Consider the following 16,582-nt stretch of genomic DNA (forward strand, 5'->3'; position numbering starts at 1 on the left):
GGCGGGGTCGGCTTCGGTTTGGGCGGAGGCGGCGGGGCGGGCTGTCCTCCCCCGCCGATGTAGGCGGAGTCGTCGTAGGACGGGACGCGTTTGCTGCGGCCGTCGCCGTCGTTGCGGAAGCCGAGTTTGCCGGCGCATTCCCAGGGTTGCCAGCCGCGCATGCGGTACAGGTAGAGGGCCCGGTAGTCCTGTTCGCGGGGGCTGGCCTGGTCGGGGCGTCCTTGGCCGCCGACGCTGCGCCAGGTGGGCAGGTCGAACTGGTAGGCGCCGTAGTAGCCGTTGCCGGTGTTGATGTTGTAGCGGCCGCTCGACTCACACATACGGAGCTTGGCCCAGTGGGAGCCGTGGGGGTCCGCTGCGGCGGATCCGGTGGTGGCGATCTGCAGACCCGTGACGGCGAGGGCGAGCAGGAGCGTTCTCGCCACTACGCGGTGTGCTGTGCGAAGGCGATTGGTCCTCATGAGCGGAACAGTAAGTACAGGACACATGCTTCACAAGAGTCACAGCTCGCACTCCAGCCTCACATGAAACACACAGGGATCGTGGCAGCGACACGCCGACGATGGTCGCGGAGGTTGCCGGGAAGGGTTCGTCTCGCGTCGAAACGAACACGGTCCCGCCTTGTGCCGGACAAGTGGGCTCGATGACCAGTAGTCTCCCGCTGACCTCGACGTTCTCGACTTCAGGAGCAGTGCATGACGGTGGCCGTGACCCGTGAACGCAAGCGGGTGTGGCGGGCTTGGTACCTCTACGACTGGGCCAATTCGCCGTTCTATTCGTCGGTCATCACCGTCTTCGGAGCGCTCTATTTGAGCGATATCGCGTCCGCGGATGCCAAGGCGAATTTCACCCTTAACGGGGACAGGGCGTGTACCGATTCGAGTGGTGCTTCGAGCACGCTGCAGAACTGCGACGTCTCGTTGTTCGGGCTGCACTTCCCGGCGGGCTCGCTGTGGGGCTATCTGCTGTCGATCGCGACGGTGACGCAGGTGCTGGTGCTGCCGATCGCCGGCGCGATCGCGGACCGGAGCAGGCACAAGCGGCGGATCCTCGGCGGGTTCGCGTTCCTGGGCGCGGTGGCGTCGGCGCTGATGTTCTTCATCTCGGGGACGAACTGGGAGGTCGGGGTCTGGACGTTCATCCTGGCCAACATCGGTTACGGCGGTGCGCTGGTCGTCTACTACTCGTTCCTGGTGGACATCGCGGAGCCTGATGAGCGGGACGCGGTGTCGTCGAAGGGGTGGGCGTTCGGGTATCTCGGCGGCGGCCTGGCGCTCGCGCTGCAACTGGGGTTCTTCATGGGGCACGGCTTCTTCGGGGTGAGCGAACATCTGGCGATCCAGATCTGTTTCCTGACGTCGGGGATCTGGTGGGCGGTGTTCACGGTCCCCGCGGTGCGCGCACTCCCCCGGACTCATGTGCCGAAGTCCGCGGAGCGGGGGCTGTCGGTGGTGACGGCCGGGTTCAAGGAGCTGAAGCAGACGATCAAGGAGGCGCGGGCGTATCCCCTGACGCTGGCGTTCCTCGGCAGTTACCTGGTCTTCACCGACGGGATCACGACGGTGGTTGCGGTGTCGGCGCAGTACGGCAAGGACGAGCTGAAGTACAGCACGCAGGTGCTGATCGTCACGATCCTGGTGATCCAGTTCCTCGCCTACGCCGGGGCGATGATCCACGGTGCGATCGCGGCGCGGATCGGGGCGAAGAAGACGATTCTGGGCAGTCTGGTGGCCTGGGTGGTCGTGTTGTGCTTCGCGTTCTTCATCGAGGCCGGTCAGCCGTTGCAGTTCTACGCGGTGGCGGTCGGGATCGGACTGGTGCTCGGTGGAACGAACGCGTTGTCGCGGTCGTTGTTCGGGCAGATGATCCCGGAGGGGAAGGACGCGCAGTACTTTTCGCTGTACGTGGTGGGTGAGCGCGGGACGTCGTGGCTCGGTCCCCTGTTGTTCGCCGCGGTCGGGCAGATCACCGGTTCGTTCCGGTGGGCGATCATCGCTTTGGTGATCTTCTTCGTGCTCGGTTTCGTGTTCGTGTGGCTGGTGCCGGTGCGCCGCGCGATCGAGGCGGCGGGCAACCGGCCACCGGCGGTGCTGTGACGGCGGAGCGTGCCGATAGGGTCGAGCGTCGTGACCGTACTGAAGGAGAGTGGCCCGGATCCCACGGACGCGTTGTCGTCGGTGCCGGTGGCGGGTTCACGGCGGGGTGTGCCGGTCGTCGGGAAGTTGAAGTTCTGTTACGGGCCGATGGACTGCGGGAAGTCGACGCTGGCGTTGCAGATCGACCACAACCACGCGCGGCAGGGTCGTCGCGGGATGGTGCTGGTGCGCCATGACCGGTCCGGTGAACCGCAGATCACCAGCCGGATCGGGTTGACGCGCAAGGCGATCGAGGTCGGGAACGAGACCGATCTGCGGTTGCTGGTGCGTGAGCAGTGGGCGGCAGGGCGGCATGTGGACTACTTGATCGTCGACGAGGCCCAGTTCTTGTCGCCCGATCAGGTGGATCAGCTGGCTGAACTGGCCGATGACGTCCAGATAGACGTGTACTGCTTCGGGATCGCGACCGATTTCCGGAGCATGTTGTTCCCGGGGGCCGCGCGGTTGTTCGAGCTGGCGGACGAGTTGCAGCCCGTTCAGGTCGAGGTGCTGTGCTGGTGCGGGCAGACGGGGCGGTTCAACGCGAGGGTGTCCGACGGCGAGGTGTTGCGGGCCGGGGACACCGTCGTGGTGGCGGATACCGAGCAGTTGGTCGTTGAATCTTCATCGACATCACCGTCTGAGGGCGAACCGAACACGGTCCGTTATCAGGTATTGTGCCGTCGACACTTTCGACTGGGCGACCTGGGGCCGACCTCGGCCCAACACGGTCAGTTACGGTTGACGTGACAGGCGTACTACTAGCCCATCTGGGGGATATCCGCACCAAGATGGCCGTATTGACGTCACGCCAGAGCGCGAAACCACTCCTACTAGGAGAAGCTGTTGCCACCGGGTGACACAGCTCATCGTGAGCAAGGACATGCTGTTCAGGGAATCCTCTGGCCCTCATTGTCGTTGCATAGGGTGAGCATCACCCTGGCTCCACCCGGAGCTGACTGAAAGGACCCCCATCATGGCCGACCGTGTTCTCCGTGGAAGCCGGCTGGGAGCGGTCAGCTACGAGACCGACCGCAACCACGATCTCGCGCCCCGCCGCACCGTGCGCTACGCCTGCCCCAAGAACCACGAGTTCGAGGTGCCCTTCTCCGACGACGCCGAGATCCCTTCGGTGTGGGAGTGCAGGCTGCACGGCAGCGAGTCCGAGATCGTGGACGGCGGGCAGCCGGAGCAGAAGAAGGTCAAGCCCCCGAGGACGCACTGGGACATGCTCCTGGAGCGGCGCTCGATCCCGGAGCTCGAAGATCTGCTCAACGAACGTCTCGCCGAGCTGAAGGGACGCAGGACCACCCGGTCCGCCTGACGCACGGCACAAGTAGCTAGCCCCACCACGAATCGGCGAAGCCCCCGCGACCTCCCTCCGCGGGGGCTTCGCCGCGTCTGAGGGATGTCAGCACCACGCCCTCCCAAGTACATGAAGGCCCCCTTCATGTACTCGAGAGCGGGCCCACGAGAACCCCGGTGCCGAGGGCTGTCAAGGCGTCGCGAAGCCGCCGCAGGTGCTCGGGCGGCGATTCGAGCAGCGGGAGCCGGACCGTCGCGTGCGGGATGACGCCGAGGTCGGCCAGCGCCGCCTTGGCCATGATCGCTCCCTGCGAGGTACGCATGATCGCGTCCGCCAGGGGAAGCAGCGCGTCGTTGAGCGCACGCGCGGTGTCTAGGTCTCCCCCGCGTACGGCGCCGATGAGTTCGGCGTTGCGGTCGGCGACTACGTTGCCCACGACGCTGACCAGCCCGGTGGCGCCGGCGGCGAGGTAGGGCAGGTTGAGTTCGTCGATGCCGCAGTAGTAGGCCAGCGGGCTGCGCGCCATGACCGACATCGCTTCGAACAGGTCGCCCTTGGCGTCCTTCACGGCCCGGATCCGGGGATGGCGGGCGAGTTCGATCAGGGTGGCCGCCTCCAGGGCGGTTCCGGTGCGGGCCGGGACGTCGTAGAGCATCACGGGCAGGTCGGTGGCGTCGGCCACCGCCCGGCAGTGCGCCACGATTCCGGCCTGCGTCGGTTTGGAGTAGTAGGGGCAGACGAGCAGGAGCGCGTCGGCTCCGGCCGCCTCGGCTTCCTTCGCGCGGCGGATGCAGGCGGTGGTGTCGTAGGTGCCGACGCCGGCGATCACGCGTGCCCGGTTCCCGGCGAGGGCCGCCACGGTGTGGACGAGCCGGGTCGCTTCGGTGTCGGTGAGGGTGGGTGCTTCGCCGGTGGTCCCGCCGACGACGATGCCGTCGCAGCCGGTGGCGAGCAAGTGGTCGACCAGGCCGGTGAGGCCGGGTTCGCTGAGCGCGCCGCCGGGTTCCATCGGGGTGACCATGGCGACGAGGTTGGAGCCGAAGAGCGATTCGGTCATGGAGCCGATCCTGTCGAGGCCGATATCTGCGGTCCAGCGATGCTTTTTGGCCGGTATTGCGTAGTCTGGCTTCATGATCGAGGTCGGGGCCCTGCGGGCGCTGCGGTCGGTGGCCGCTCTGGGGACGTTGGCGCGAGCGGCGGACGAACTGGGCTTCACCGCGTCGGCGGTGTCGCAGCAGATCAAGCGGCTGGAACGCCAGATCGGGATGCCCGTTCTCGCTCCGGCCGGACGCGGAGTCGTGCTCACACCGGCAGGGCAGGCTGTCGTCGACTCCTCCCTGGAGGTGTTCCAGGCGCTCGAACGCTGTGCCGAGGCCGCCCAGTCGGTGGCGGAGGGCGCGCCTCGCGGCGTCTTGCGGGTGGCCGCGTTCTCGACGGGTATCCGCGGCCTGCTCGCCCCCATCCATCCGCGGCTCTTGTCGCGGCATCCCGATCTCCGGCTGCACATCACCGAGCAGGATCCCGACCAGGCCCTGCACTCGGTCGAGGCCGGGACGGCTGATCTCGCGCTCCTCCACGACGCCGACGGCCTGCCCGTCCCCCTGTCCCCTGCCCTGTCCCGGCTGCTGGTGCACACCGACATCGGCGACGTCGTCATGGCCGAGACGCATCCGCTCGCGCGTGCCGAGCCGCCACTGGACAGCGCAGACCTGGCGGGGCACGCGTGGGTGACCAGCCCGCCCGGCACGGTCTGCCACCAGTGGTTCCGGCGCCTGTTCGCCGGTCTGGCCGAGGAGCCCGACGTGCGGCATCTGGTCGACGACTTCTCCACGCAGCAGTCGCTGGTGGCCTCGGGTGAGGTCGTCGCGCTGATCCCGCGTCTGGCGCGTCCGCCCTTGAGCGAAGGGCTCGTGGCCCGGCCGTTGCGGCGCCCGCCGACGCGCGAGGTGCACGCGGCGTGGCGCCGCAGCGCCGAGGCCAGCCCGGCGATCCGAGCTGTACTCGCGGAACTCCGGTCAGCTGGGGAACATGCTGGTCACGTTGACGAAGGTGCCGGTGATCCCCATCGCGCCGTCGGAGGCGAGGAATGCCAGGGTGGCGGCGACCTCGGCGAGAAGCGGTGATCGCTTGGTCATCCGGGCTTCGGTGAGGCCGTCGAGGACGTTCGCCATCATCTCCGGGCTCGCCGGCAGCTGGTTGTACACGGCGGAGAGCTTCTCGGGGGTGAAGGTCTCCGGGATACCCGCGACCCAGATGCCGAGCGCGCGGACGCCGTGCGGCCCGATCTCGACGGCGAGATTGCGGATGTAAGTGTCGAGCGCGGCGTCGATCGATCCGGTCGCTCCCATCATCGGGCTGCCTTGGGCGGAGCCGCTGTCGAGGGCGAGGATCACGCCGGAGCCCTGCGTGATCATGTGCCGGGCGGCCGCTCGGGCGGTGATGAAGTTGGTCGTGACGCCCGTGGTGATCGGGCGGACGAAGTCCTCGACCGACATCTCCACGAGCGGGATGCCCTGGACGTCACCGCGTGGGACGAGGTTGAGGGAGATGTCGAGACTGCCGGCCTCCGCCACGACGGACGCGGCGTGCGCGTCGACCGCGGTCTCGTCCATGGCATCGACGACGGCGACTTCGGCCACTCCCCCGGTCTCCTTGATCTCGTCGGCGACCTTCGTCAGCGCCGGTTCGTGGCGGCCGGTGAGGAAGACGCGGGCGCCGCGCGCGGCGAACTCCTTGGCGACACCGCCGCCGATCGATCCGCCGGCACCGTAGATGACCGCGTTCTTGTCCTGGAGGTTCATGAGGGTGTTCCTTCCGCTTGATCGGGTTCGACCGTTGAGACGCGGAAGGGGCGTGGATCTCATCGGTCCTCAGGTGATCGTCAGCGGCAACCCGAACGCGGGGAACAAATGCGGTTCGAAAGCGGTGATCTCCGCGACCTTCCCGTCTTCGATCCGCAGCACGTCGAGCACCTGTGCGCGGTAGATCCGGGTCCCCGGCCGCCGGACGTAGCCGGCCGCGGCGGGCAGGCTGTTGGCGACGGCCGGGAGGTGTTTCCATTCGCCGAAGTACGTCGGCGACGCGGGGTCGAGGGACTCGGCGACGAAGTCGAGAAAGACGTCGCGGCCGGAGAACCACAGCGGGTTCGGCGGCATCGTGACCAGCACGTCCTCCCTCAGCAGTTCGGCCATGACCCGGCTGTCGCCGCTGCCCGTGGCTGCGGCCATGTAGCGCCGCAGGATCGTTTGCTCCTCCTCGGTCGGCTGGACCGTTCGCGCCCAGTCGGTGCGGCGTTCCGGCAGGCGTTCGCGCAGGGTGGGACGGGCGCGCTGGAGTGCGCTGGTGACCGACGCGACAGTGGTTTCCAGCAGTTCGGCGGTCTCCGCGGCCTTCCAGCCGAGGATGTCGTTGAGGATCACCACGGCCCGCTGCTTCGGCGGGAGATGCTGGATGGCGGCGAGGAAGACCAGTTCCATCGTTTCCCTGGTCTCGGCGATCTCGGCCGAGTCGTCCGGGAACGGTTGCAACCAGGGTATGAACTGGGGCGGTTCGCCCTGCTGCTCGACGTCGGGCAGCGGATCGTACGGACGTGGGGCCCTTTTGTTGCGCCGCAGGAAATCCAGGCAGGTGTTGGTGGCGATGCGGTAGAGCCAGGCACGGAAACTCGACCGGCCTTCGAAGCCTTCGCGGCCGCGCCAGGCACGGAGGAAGGTTTCCTGGACCAGGTCTTCCGCGTCGTCGTAGGACCCGACCATGCGGTAGCAGTGCACGCGCAGTTCTCGTTGGTGCTGCTCGATTCTCCCGGCGAAGTCGACCTCGTCCACGGTTTCCGTCACCGGCGCCGGTGTGACGTTTTCTTCTTCGGTCCGGAGCGCCAGTTGCGCGATGCGCCGCAGCCTGCCCACGTCGGCGGTGAGCGAGGTGAGATCGGCGAGGAGGACTTCCGCCGGCCGGGGTGCCAGCCGGTTCGCGACGCGGCCGACCTCGGCGATGAGGGCTTCCACGTCGGGGGCGGGGTCGTGCCGTGACCGGTAGGCCCGCTGGCGGCACGCGGCCGAACAGTAGACGGCCGCGCGCCCGCGCGAACCCGCTTTCGATGGCAGCGGGCCTCCGCACATCCCGCAGACCTTCCCGGTCACGGCTCACCTTCCCCCAGAAACGTCACACGCGGTCGAGTTACGCATTATGCGGCTTGGTAGCCCGGGATGTCCTCGACACGGTGATACACCGCCAGACCGCGGGAGAGCGCGATGGCGACGTCCTGATCGGCGCCGGTGGATTCCCCCGGCAGGCGCAGGACGGCGTCGCAGTGGTGCAACAGCCTGTCGGCCGTCGGATACATGACCTCCTTGGCGATGGGGTCCGCGACGGTCCTCCCGCCCGCGCCGCGCAGCACCGGGAGCGCGACCCACTCGCCGATCATCGGCACGTGCCCGCTGCGGAAGATCGGCCACGCGGCCTCTTCGAGCCGAGCGAGGTTGCGGGCGAGGAGTTCGGGGTCGTCGCCGGTTCCGGAGCGGAACGGACCGGCGATGAGGATCATCAGAGGTTTGCTCATGAACCGGAGCCTAATGTGCAACAATCGGCAAGAACAAGGAGGAACGTGCACATGTTGGCTGCGCAACGTCGAGACCTGCTGCTTGAACGCTTGAAGACCGAAGGCCGGATCGTGGCCAAGGACCTCGCCGCAGAACTCGGCATATCAGAGGACAGTATCCGCCGTGACCTGCGGGAACTCGCCGACGCCGGGCTCTGCCAGCGGGTCTACGGCGGAGCCTTGCCGGTCTCCCCCGCCACCGCGGACTACGCGACGCGCATGGCGGTCAGCGTCGCAGGCAAGGAACGGATCGCGAAACGTGCAGCAGCGTTGATCCGACTGGGATCGACCGCCATCCTCGACGGCGGTACGACCGCGCTCGCGCTGGCGAAGGCGCTCCCCGTCGACCTCGAAGCGACGATCGTCACGCACAGTCCCACGGTCGCGGCCGCGCTCGTCACACATCCGAAGGTCGAGGTGTTCCTGATCGGCGGACGGCTCTTCAAACACTCGGCCGTCACCTGCGGAGCGACCGCGGCGGAAGCGGCGATGAACGTCAACGCCGATCTGTTCTTCCTCGGCGTCACCGGCGTGCACCCGGAGACCGGGCTCACCACCGGCGACTCGGACGAGGCCGCGATGAAACGCACCCTCGCCAAACGCGCCGCCGACACCTATGTGCTGGCCAGTTCGGAGAAGATCGGCGCGGCCTCGCCGTTCACCGTGCTTCCCCTTTCCGACGTCGCGGGCGTGATCACCGACGCGGCGCCGGACGAACCGACGGTGAAGGAGCTGGGAAAGCTCGGGGTGAGCGTGCTGGGGGTCAGCCCTTCTTGACCAGCCCGCGAACCTGCTGCCAGCGACGCTTGACCCCCCACAGGCCCACCAGGACGATCGCCTCGCGCACGACCGAACCGCTCATCTTCGACTGACCGACCTCACGTTCGGTGAAGGTGATCGGCACCTCGACCACCTCGAACCCGGCCAGCGCCGTGCGGAACGCCAGGTCGATCTGGAAGCAGTAGCCGCGCGAGGCGATCTCGTCGAGCGGGAGCTTCTCCAGCACCGTGCGGCGGTACGCGCGGAAGCCCGCGGTGATGTCGTTGATCTTCGTGCCGAGCGCGATCCTGGCGTAGAAGTTCGCCACCCAGGACAACGCCTTGCGCTGGAACGGCCAGTTCACCGTGCTGCCGCCGGGAACGTAGCGGGAGCCGATGGACAGGTCGGCGTCCTCGAGGGCCGCCAGCACCCGCGGCAGGTCCTCCGGCGCGTGCGAGCCGTCGGCGTCCATCTCGACGATGGTGGCGTAGTCGCGGGAAAGACCCCAGCGGAATCCGGCGACGTACGCGGCGCCGAGGCCGGCCTTCTCGGTCCGGTGCATGACCTGGATCCGCTCGTCGGCCTTCGCGAGCTCGTCGGCGACGTCGCCGGTCCCGTCCGGGCTGCCGTCGTCGACGACGAGGGCGTGCACGTCCGGGAGTGCTTCGAGCAGACGTTCCACGATCGGGCCGATGTTCTCCCGCTCGTTGTACGTCGGGATCACCACCAGCACCGGGTCGATTCCCTGGGCCCCCCGCGGCGCCTGCGCCATCCGCTTTTCCTCCGTGTTCCGGCGGGTCAGCCCGCCGCTTCCCTCGTTGCCTTGGCGGCGCTCGCGCGCCGGGTGCGGAAACGGAGCACGTACCCGCCGGTAACCCCGGCGATCGCCAGAGCCAGCAGCCCGTACTCCGTCGTCACACCGAGTCGATCCGACAGCGTAGTCTGCTGCCTCAACGGCACGCGCCCCACCAGGGAGTCTGCGGTGAACAGGCTGGTAGAGGCCATGATCGAACCGTCGGGAGCGACAATCGCGCTCACTCCGCTGGTGGCGGAAACGATCACCGCGCGCCCATGCTCGACCGCCCGCAGCCGCGACATCGCCAGCTGCTGGTAGCTCATCTCCCCCGGCCCGTACCAGGCGTTGTTGGTCGGCACGACAAGCAGCTCCGCGCCATCGGCGACCGACTCCCGGGCCGGGTAGTCGAACGCCGTCTCGTAACAGATGAAGACGCCGACCTTCGTGCCCGCGACGGACAGGGCGGCGTTGGCGCCGTCACCCGGTGCCATGTTCGCCACGCTGTCGACGAACGGTGTCACGAGCTTCGCGAGCTCACGGGCCGGGACGTACTCGCCGAACGGGACGAGTTGCTGTTTGGCGTAGCGCTGGCCCGGGCCGGTGGCCGGATCCCAGACGAGCGCGGAGTTCTGCGCGCTCCCGTCGGGCAGCCGGACCAGCGCGCCGATGATGGCCTGCGTGCCGTAGTCGCGGACCAGCTGATCGACGCCGGCGTCTCCGGTGCGCATGGCCATCGCGGTCTCCGGCCAGACCAGCAGATCGACCTTGGTGTTGGTCGCCTTGAGCTTTTCGAGCAGCCGGGCGCTCTCGGCGAGGTGGTTGTTCCGGAGTTCGTCGCGGCGGCCTTCCAGCGCCAAGCCGATGTCGGGGGCGTTGCCCTGCACCGTGGCGACGGTGAGTTCGCCGTCCTGCGCCTCGGTGCCGATCGTCGGCCACACCGCGAGACCCGCCACCACCGGCACCAAGGTCAGCGCCGACGTGGCCATCAGGGAACGTCGCGGATCCGCGCCCTTCAGCCGCAGGCACAGTGCCGCGAACCCGAAACCGGTCAGCACGACGGCGAGCCCGACCAGCGGGGCGCCGCCGATCGAGGCCAGCGAGACGAAAGCGCCCTCAGGCTGGCTGAACGCCACCCGGCCCCACGGGAACCCACCGAAGGGGAACCACGTCCGCGGTGTCTCCAGCGCGATGATCACCAGCGCCGCCCACAACGGCCCGAGCGGCAGCCGCCACACCACGGTGGCGAAAGCCCCGCCGAAGCCGAGATACACCGAAAGCGCCATCGCCAGCCCGAGCCACGGCCACGGCCCGAAGCCAGGACCGAGGAAATCCAGCAGCCACGTCAGCAACGGCAGGAAGAACGCCACCCCGAACACGAACGCGTAGCCGAACGCGCCCCGGAACCGACGTCCATGCACCACCAGGGCGAAACCGGTGAACGCCAGCGGCGCGAGCCACCACAGCGGACGCGGCGCGAAGCTCAGGTGCAAGGTGAAACCCGACGCCGCGGCGACGAGGAAACGCAGCAGCCAGGCGCGGGAGAACCGCTTCCGGGGCGCCGCTTCGGGGTCCGGATCGGTCACGGTCGTGGACACTCCTGAACCCTAGGCCGTCCGGGTGAACAGATCGTGGATGACCTGCCCGTCGCGGACCGTGCGCAGGCACCGGGGCAGTTTCGCGCCCTCCGCCAGGTTCGGCAACGGCGGTACACCCGCCCGCGGATCGGTCGACCAGCGCTGCACTCGCGAGTCCGGGGTCGCGACGACCAGGTCCTCGGCGTCCCAGATCGCGTAGTGCGCGGGAGCACCCGGGACCAGGCTGCCGGTGACGCCGTCATTGACCCCGGCTGCGCGGTGCCCCGCACGGGTGTGGGCGGTGAAGGACGCGCGAGCGGACAAGCCCGAGCCCGGTGTGCCGTGATAGGTGCCGGCACGGACCGTGGCCCACGGGTCGACCGGCGTGACGGGGGCATCGGAACCGAACGCGAGCAGGAGCCCTTCGGCGGCCATCGCTGCGAAGGGATTGAGCTTCTCGGCCCGTTCCGCGCCGAGACGGTCGGTGTACATGCCGTGGGTGCCGCCCCATTCGGCGTCGAACTGCGGCTGGACCGAGGCGACCACACCCCAGCCAGCGAGCGCCTTCGCCTGGTCGACGTCGATCATCTCGACGTGTTCGAGCCGGTGATGCCTGGCGGCCAGCGCTCGGCGGCCGACGGTCTTCTCCGCGAGCCGGAATCCTTCGACGACCTCTGCGACGGCGGCGTCGCCGATGACGTGGAAACCGGCCTGGAGTTCGGCTTCGGTGCAGGCGCTTATGTGTTCGGCAATGGCGGGGGCGTCGAGGTAGAGCGTCCCGGAGGTGCCGGGCGCGTCGGCGTACGGCTCGTGCAGGGCGGCGGTGCGGGAGCCGAGCGCGCCGTCGACGAACAGGTCGCCCGCGACGCCCCTGGCACCGAGTGCGCGGGCCGTGTCGACCCCGCCGCGTTCACCCCAGTAGCCGACGACCTCCGGCAGTCCCGGTCCGGAGGCGAGCGTAAGCAGGTCGGTGAGGTCTTCGGCGCCGGAGATGTCCGGGCCCGCGCATTCGTGGACGCTGACGACTCCCCGTGCGGCCGCTTCGGCGAGGAATGCGCGCTGGGCCTCACGGCGCTGCCGCGGCGTGATCGCCTCGCGCATCGCGGCACGCACGAGATGGTGGGCTTCACGGGTCAGCGGTCCGTCGGCCGACCAGCCCGGCACCTCGTGCACACCGGAGGCGAGCGCGACAAGGGCGCTGGAGACGAGCGCGGAGTGGACGTCGACCCGGCTGAGGTACACGGGAGTCCCGTTCGACGCTTCGTCGATCTCCGCGCGGCTGGGCAGCCTGCCGTCGGTCCAGCGGGATTCGTCCCACCCGTGCGCGACCAGGACCTGACCGGGCCGGACGGCGTCGCGGACCGCGGCCAGCAGTTCACCGGCACCACGGATCCCCACGAGGTCGAGCCCGGTGAGGTGCAGGCCGGTCGCGGTGGCGTGGACGTGCGCGTCGACGAAGGCCGGGGCGACGAAGGCGCCGTCGAGGTCGACCACCTCGGCGTCGGGATGCAGGGCCTTGGCCGGTCCGTCCTGTCCCACCCAGACGACGGTGCCGCCGGCGATCGCCATGGCCGTGGCGTCGGGAGCCGAAGGGCTGTAGATGCGCCCGCCGAGCAGGAGTGTGGTTCGCACGTTCGTCACCCTCCCGAGTTTGCAGCGTCCGGACGACCACGTGACCGGCGGGTCGACATGATTTCGACACACCACGCAGGACGGGAATATTTACGTCTTCCGAACGATGTGACAGGATAATTTCACGCGTTTCCGACGACGAGGAGTACAAGTGACTGCGATCCAGCAACCGACCTCGCCGGTGGCCGCCTACGATCAGCCCTACGACTACACCCGAGTCGAACTGATCGAACCCGACTGGCGCCGCTTCCCCGGCTGGCACGACGTGACCGAGGCAGAGTGGCGTGACGCGCAGTGGCAGCGGGTGCACTGCATCCGCAACGCCAAGCAACTGCGCGCCCTCATGGGAGACCTGCTCGAGGAGCGCTTCTACGAGGACATGCTCGCCGACCAGCGCGAGATGGCCACGATGTCGATGCTGCTGCCGCCGCAGATGATCAACACCATGGCGCCCAACGCGGGCACCGACCCGGCGAAGGTGACCGAGGCCTGGTACGCAGACCCGATCCGCCGCTACATGCTCCCGGTGCGCAGCGACCGCGACACCGAGTGGCCGAGCCACCCGCACTCCGAACGAGACTCACTGCACGAGGCGGAGATGTGGGTCGTGGAGGGGCTGACGCACCGTTACCCCACCAAGGTCCTCGCCGAGATGATCTCCACCTGCCCCCAGTACTGCGGGCACTGCACCCGGATGGACCTCGTCGGCAACTCCACCGAGCAGGTCGAGAAGCACAAGCTCTCGCTCAAACCGGTCGACCGCCAGGACGCGATGATCGACTACCTGAAGAAGACCCCCGGCGTGCGTGACGTCGTGGTCTCCGGCGGTGACGTCGCCAACGTCCCGTGGCCGCAGCTGGAGTCGTTCCTGATGCGGCTGATGGACATCGACACCGTCCGCGACATCCGGCTCGCCACCAAGGCACTCGCCGCCCTGCCACAGCACTGGATCCAGCCGAAGGTCGTCGAAGGCCTCGAGCGCGTCGCCGGCACCGCGCAGCGCCGCGGCGTCAACCTCGCGATCCACACCCACGTCAACCACGCCCAATCGGTGACCCCGCTGGTCACCGAAGCCGCCAGGACCGCGCTCGACGTCGGCGTCCGCGACGTGCGCAACCAGGGCGTGCTGATGAAGGGCGTCAACGCGACCCCGGCCGAACTGCTCGACCTGTGCTTCGCGCTCCAAGGCGAGGCGAACATCCTGCCGTACTACTTCTACATGTGCGACATGATCCCCAACGCCGAGCACTGGCGGGTCTCCGTGCACGAAGCACAGGAACTCCAGCACGCCATCATGGGCTACCTGCCCGGCTACGCCACCCCGCGCATCGTCTGCGACGTCCCGTACGTGGGCAAACGTTGGGTCCACCAGCTCGCCGAATATGACCGTGAGCTGGGCATTTCCTACTGGACCAAGAACTACCGGACCGGGATCGAGCACGAGGACCCCGAAGCCTTGCAGCGCCGCTACCCCTACTATGACCCGATCTCGACTCTGCCCGAAGCCGGCCAGCGCTGGTGGGCGGGCCAGCACGGCTGACTTTTACATGTAGGTAGATGAAACCGTTGGCCCCGAACGTCGTTCGGGGCCAACGGCAACGGCAAGCCGTAGACGAATCGGACAGTGCCTCGCATGGTGAAACACCGACCGGCTTTCAGCCGGAGACGCCCGGTCTGCACGTTGGCTGAGTACAACTGAGACGCATCTCATGCTGGACCATGAACTACCTGACCAGCGCAGACGTCGCCAGCATGGGTCGACATTTGACCTCCAACCTGACCCAGAGATCCTGCCTGGCCGTGCGCCGGTAGAGCCACTGAGAGACATCGGACACCTGCACCCAACTCCGGGTGGCCCGCGGGTCAGATCTTCAGTTGTGACCACCCAAGGCGGGCATGTGCCATTGCGACCGATCGTGAAACGGCCCCGGAACGGACGAGAGGATCCAGAGTGGACGCTCCAAGCCGAACGACGAAAAATTGTTTGCAGCGCGAATCGACACTTTGAAAGCCGTCCAAACTTCAATGCCTTTGTATCACTTAATCGGCGCATCCAGAACAAAGTCGTGTGCGCGAAAGTATTCAGTCTTTGCGGATCTTTCCCTGCGACCTCATGCTCCGTATACATCCTGTCTCATAATCAGGCAATACCTTGCCGCTGGTGAGCCTCATGTCATCCGCTGCGCGAAAGCACCACTGCAACAATCGCCACCTTGATCATCAGTGCGGTCGCCTGCGCGGTGTGAAGCTGCCAGTCGGCTCGAAGCCTTTCGGGCAGGTAGCTCCTCGCTCGACCTGCGGACCAGGAATCCGCGGCTCCGGCATGTCAACGCCAGTTTGCGCCGGAGCCGAGTGCTGCTGTGTGTCAGCCTGTACCGGGCTCTACGTCGGCAACAGAGCCCAATCGGAGACTACGTGCCCGGTCTATCAACCCTGGTCCAGCTCATGCTCAACAGCGGCAGGTTAACCTGCGTGCGTACAAGCCGACGGGCGACGCAGCCCCAGTGTGCGCGTTGCCCATCGTCACCTCACGCTCAGGAAGCCTGAGATATCGAAGTGTCATCTTCGCGCGGCTCCGGGTCCTTGCCGAACACTGATCGAAACTTCTCCGGCGTGTCCAGGGCCAACACGCATCTCCTGATATAGGCCGGCGTGTACAAGTAGTGGCGGTGCGGGGCACTGTAGATGCAGTATCTAGCGACGCCGGTGACGCGCATGTGCTGGCCGATTTGGTCCGCACCGACGCCCACCAGCTGCGTGAGGTCGCCGGCGACAGCGACCTCGCTGACGGGGTGCAGGGACTAACCCGCGCGCATCAAGCACTGATCTGGGACAAGACGAGGCATGTGCTGCGGTTGCAGGCCACGCTGCGGGACTATTTTCCCGCCGCGTTGGAGGCGTTCCTCGATCTGACCGGGCCCGAGGCACTGGAACTACTCAGCAAAGCTCCCGATCCCGAGCGCGCGGCCCGGCTATCCCGCAAGCAGATCAGCGCCGCGCTCACACGAGCCCGCAGACGCGATATCGACGGTAAAGCGCCGCGATCCAGGCTCCCTGCGTGCTCCGGCACTGGGCCGTGGCCTGGCCCTGACCGCGGCCGAGGCCGCGGTCACCCGCTCGCTGATCACCGTGATCCGCGCCCTCACCGGCGAGATCAGCACCCTGGAGATCGAGGTGAAAGCCTCTTTTGGCCAGCACCCTGACACCGAGATCTACCTGTCCCAACCCGGACTCGGACAGATCCTCGGCGCCAGGGTGCTCGCCGAACTCGGAGACGACCCCCACCGCTACACATCAGCGAGAGCCCGCAAAAACTATGCCGGAACCAGCCCGCTGACCATCGCCTCCGGCCGCAAAACCACCGTCCGGGCCCGGTACGTGCACAACGACCGGCTCCTCGACGCCCTCACCCGCCAAGCCCAATCAACACTGCGTGCCTCACCCGGAGCCCGCGCCTACTACGACACCCTCCGAGCCCGCGGCGTCGGTCACCAAGCCGCTCTACGCCAACTCACCAACCGGCTCGTCGGCCTCCTCCACGGATGCCTCAAAACCCGCACCCCCTACAACGAGACAACCGCCTGGGCCCACCACAACGCCGACCAAACCCCACAAAACCCCACCGCCGCTTGACAACCAAACCCAGGGATGTCTTCACGGACCTGCCAAACCGGCGACAACTTTGCCAACACTCTCACTAGGTGGTGCGAGCAAGCGACCCGCACCGTGATCCTCGTCGCAGTGGCCGGAATCGGCGACGGGCTGTCCTGTTCATCGGAGCGA

16 protein-coding genes are annotated in these 16,582 nt (G+C 67.7%); 8 read left to right on the top strand and 8 right to left on the bottom strand.

Going from position 1 to position 16,582, the window contains the following annotated elements; genetic code table 11:
- Positions 1-425: transglycosylase family protein (locus DL991_RS27300; RefSeq protein ID WP_199754096.1), on the bottom strand; the 425-nt coding region annotated here is incomplete at its 3' end.
- A gap of 270 nt (positions 426-695) precedes the next feature.
- Between DL991_RS27300 and DL991_RS27305 the strand changes: the two genes are divergently transcribed.
- The 3 genes from DL991_RS27305 to DL991_RS27315 all read left to right on the top strand — a co-directional run bounded on the left by DL991_RS27305 (position 696) and on the right by DL991_RS27315 (position 3,459).
- Positions 696-2,096 (top strand): MFS transporter, encoded by a 1,401-nt coding sequence (locus tag DL991_RS27305; protein WP_125787212.1) that lies wholly within the window; start codon positions 696-698, stop codon positions 2,094-2,096.
- A 30-nt stretch (positions 2,097-2,126) separates the two neighbouring features.
- Positions 2,127-2,885 (top strand): thymidine kinase, encoded by a 759-nt coding sequence (locus DL991_RS27310; protein WP_125787213.1) that lies wholly within the window; start codon positions 2,127-2,129, stop codon positions 2,883-2,885.
- Between the two features lie 226 nt (positions 2,886-3,111).
- On the top strand, positions 3,112-3,459 hold the full coding sequence (locus tag DL991_RS27315; RefSeq protein ID WP_005151365.1) for an RNA polymerase-binding protein RbpA: 348 nt from the start codon (positions 3,112-3,114) through the stop codon (positions 3,457-3,459).
- Between the two features lie 124 nt (positions 3,460-3,583).
- On the opposite strand, the gene dapA is transcribed toward DL991_RS27315, so the two are convergent.
- On the bottom strand, positions 3,584-4,498 hold the full coding sequence (dapA, locus tag DL991_RS27320) for a 4-hydroxy-tetrahydrodipicolinate synthase (RefSeq protein WP_125787214.1): 915 nt from the start codon (positions 4,496-4,498) through the stop codon (positions 3,584-3,586).
- Between the two features lie 73 nt (positions 4,499-4,571).
- On the opposite strand from dapA, the gene DL991_RS27325 reads away from it, so the two are divergent.
- Complete coding sequence (locus DL991_RS27325) at positions 4,572-5,564, top strand: LysR family transcriptional regulator (RefSeq protein WP_125787215.1); 993 nt, start codon at positions 4,572-4,574, stop codon at positions 5,562-5,564.
- On the opposite strand, the gene DL991_RS27330 is transcribed toward DL991_RS27325, so the two are convergent.
- The 3 genes from DL991_RS27330 to DL991_RS27340 all read right to left on the bottom strand — a co-directional run bounded on the left by DL991_RS27330 (position 5,457) and on the right by DL991_RS27340 (position 7,999).
- Positions 5,457-6,242 carry an SDR family NAD(P)-dependent oxidoreductase gene (locus tag DL991_RS27330; RefSeq protein WP_125787216.1) on the bottom strand — a complete coding sequence of 262 codons (786 nt, stop codon included), beginning with the start codon at positions 6,240-6,242 and terminating at the stop codon, positions 5,457-5,459. The genes DL991_RS27325 and DL991_RS27330 overlap by 108 nt on opposite strands.
- A 69-nt stretch (positions 6,243-6,311) precedes the next feature.
- On the bottom strand, positions 6,312-7,580 hold the full coding sequence (locus DL991_RS27335) for an RNA polymerase subunit sigma-70 (protein ID WP_199754082.1): 1,269 nt from the start codon (positions 7,578-7,580) through the stop codon (positions 6,312-6,314).
- Between the two features lie 44 nt (positions 7,581-7,624).
- Positions 7,625-7,999 (bottom strand): DUF4406 domain-containing protein, encoded by a 375-nt coding sequence (locus DL991_RS27340; protein WP_233599020.1) that lies wholly within the window; start codon positions 7,997-7,999, stop codon positions 7,625-7,627.
- Positions 8,000-8,050: 51 nt separating this feature from the next.
- On the opposite strand from DL991_RS27340, the gene DL991_RS27345 reads away from it, so the two are divergent.
- Positions 8,051-8,815: a DeoR/GlpR family DNA-binding transcription regulator gene (locus tag DL991_RS27345; RefSeq protein ID WP_125787278.1), complete on the top strand. Its 765-nt coding sequence runs from the start codon at positions 8,051-8,053 to the stop codon at positions 8,813-8,815.
- Here DL991_RS27345 and DL991_RS27350 read toward each other — a convergent pair.
- From DL991_RS27350 to DL991_RS27360, 3 genes are read right to left on the bottom strand one after another with little or no spacing between them, the layout of a single operon-like run.
- Entirely contained in the window at positions 8,802-9,569 is a 768-nt protein-coding gene (locus tag DL991_RS27350) for a polyprenol monophosphomannose synthase (protein WP_125787217.1), read from the bottom strand. The genes DL991_RS27345 and DL991_RS27350 overlap by 14 nt on opposite strands.
- 26 nt (positions 9,570-9,595) lie before the next feature.
- Positions 9,596-11,188: an apolipoprotein N-acyltransferase gene (gene lnt / locus DL991_RS27355; RefSeq protein ID WP_125787218.1), complete on the bottom strand. Its 1,593-nt coding sequence runs from the start codon at positions 11,186-11,188 to the stop codon at positions 9,596-9,598.
- A 9-nt stretch (positions 11,189-11,197) separates the two neighbouring features.
- Positions 11,198-12,808, bottom strand: coding sequence for an amidohydrolase (locus tag DL991_RS27360; protein ID WP_125787219.1), 1,611 nt, complete (start codon positions 12,806-12,808; stop codon positions 11,198-11,200).
- 142 nt (positions 12,809-12,950) lie between these two features.
- On the opposite strand from DL991_RS27360, the gene DL991_RS27365 reads away from it, so the two are divergent.
- The 3 genes from DL991_RS27365 (at position 12,951) to DL991_RS27375 (ending at position 16,432) form a co-directional block, all read left to right on the top strand.
- On the top strand, positions 12,951-14,339 hold the full coding sequence (locus tag DL991_RS27365; RefSeq protein WP_125787220.1) for a KamA family radical SAM protein: 1,389 nt from the start codon (positions 12,951-12,953) through the stop codon (positions 14,337-14,339).
- 1,177 nt (positions 14,340-15,516) lie between these two features.
- The gene (locus DL991_RS44035) at positions 15,517-16,002 is read left to right on the top strand and encodes a transposase (protein WP_158634458.1); all 486 of its coding nucleotides are present in this window, start codon (positions 15,517-15,519) and stop codon (positions 16,000-16,002) included.
- Positions 15,929-16,432, top strand: a complete 504-nt coding sequence (locus DL991_RS27375; RefSeq protein WP_158634459.1) for a transposase — start codon at positions 15,929-15,931, stop codon at positions 16,430-16,432. Before DL991_RS44035 ends, DL991_RS27375 begins: the two co-directional genes overlap by 74 nt.
- Positions 16,433-16,582: the final 150 nt, after the last annotated feature.

The sequence above is a fragment of the Amycolatopsis sp. WAC 01375 genome, from assembly GCF_003947325.1.
Lineage (GTDB): Bacteria > Actinomycetota > Actinomycetes > Mycobacteriales > Pseudonocardiaceae > Amycolatopsis.

What these genes read in the sequence shown, in the direction of transcription:
- DL991_RS27315 (WP_005151365.1), top strand. Translation starts at nt 3,112, where the DNA reads ATGGCCGACCGTGTTCTCCGTGGAAGCCGGCTGGGAGCGGTCAGCTAC.
- DL991_RS27330 (WP_125787216.1), bottom strand. Translation starts at nt 6,242, where the DNA reads ATGAACCTCCAGGACAAGAACGCGGTCATCTACGGTGCCGGCGGATCG.
- DL991_RS27325 (WP_125787215.1), top strand. Translation starts at nt 4,572, where the DNA reads ATGATCGAGGTCGGGGCCCTGCGGGCGCTGCGGTCGGTGGCCGCTCTG.
- DL991_RS27340 (WP_233599020.1), bottom strand. Translation starts at nt 7,999, where the DNA reads ATGAGCAAACCTCTGATGATCCTCATCGCCGGTCCGTTCCGCTCCGGA.
- dapA (WP_125787214.1), bottom strand. Translation starts at nt 4,498, where the DNA reads ATGACCGAATCGCTCTTCGGCTCCAACCTCGTCGCCATGGTCACCCCG.
- DL991_RS27305 (WP_125787212.1), top strand. Translation starts at nt 696, where the DNA reads ATGACGGTGGCCGTGACCCGTGAACGCAAGCGGGTGTGGCGGGCTTGG.
- DL991_RS27345 (WP_125787278.1), top strand. Translation starts at nt 8,051, where the DNA reads ATGTTGGCTGCGCAACGTCGAGACCTGCTGCTTGAACGCTTGAAGACC.
- DL991_RS27350 (WP_125787217.1), bottom strand. Translation starts at nt 9,569, where the DNA reads ATGGCGCAGGCGCCGCGGGGGGCCCAGGGAATCGACCCGGTGCTGGTG.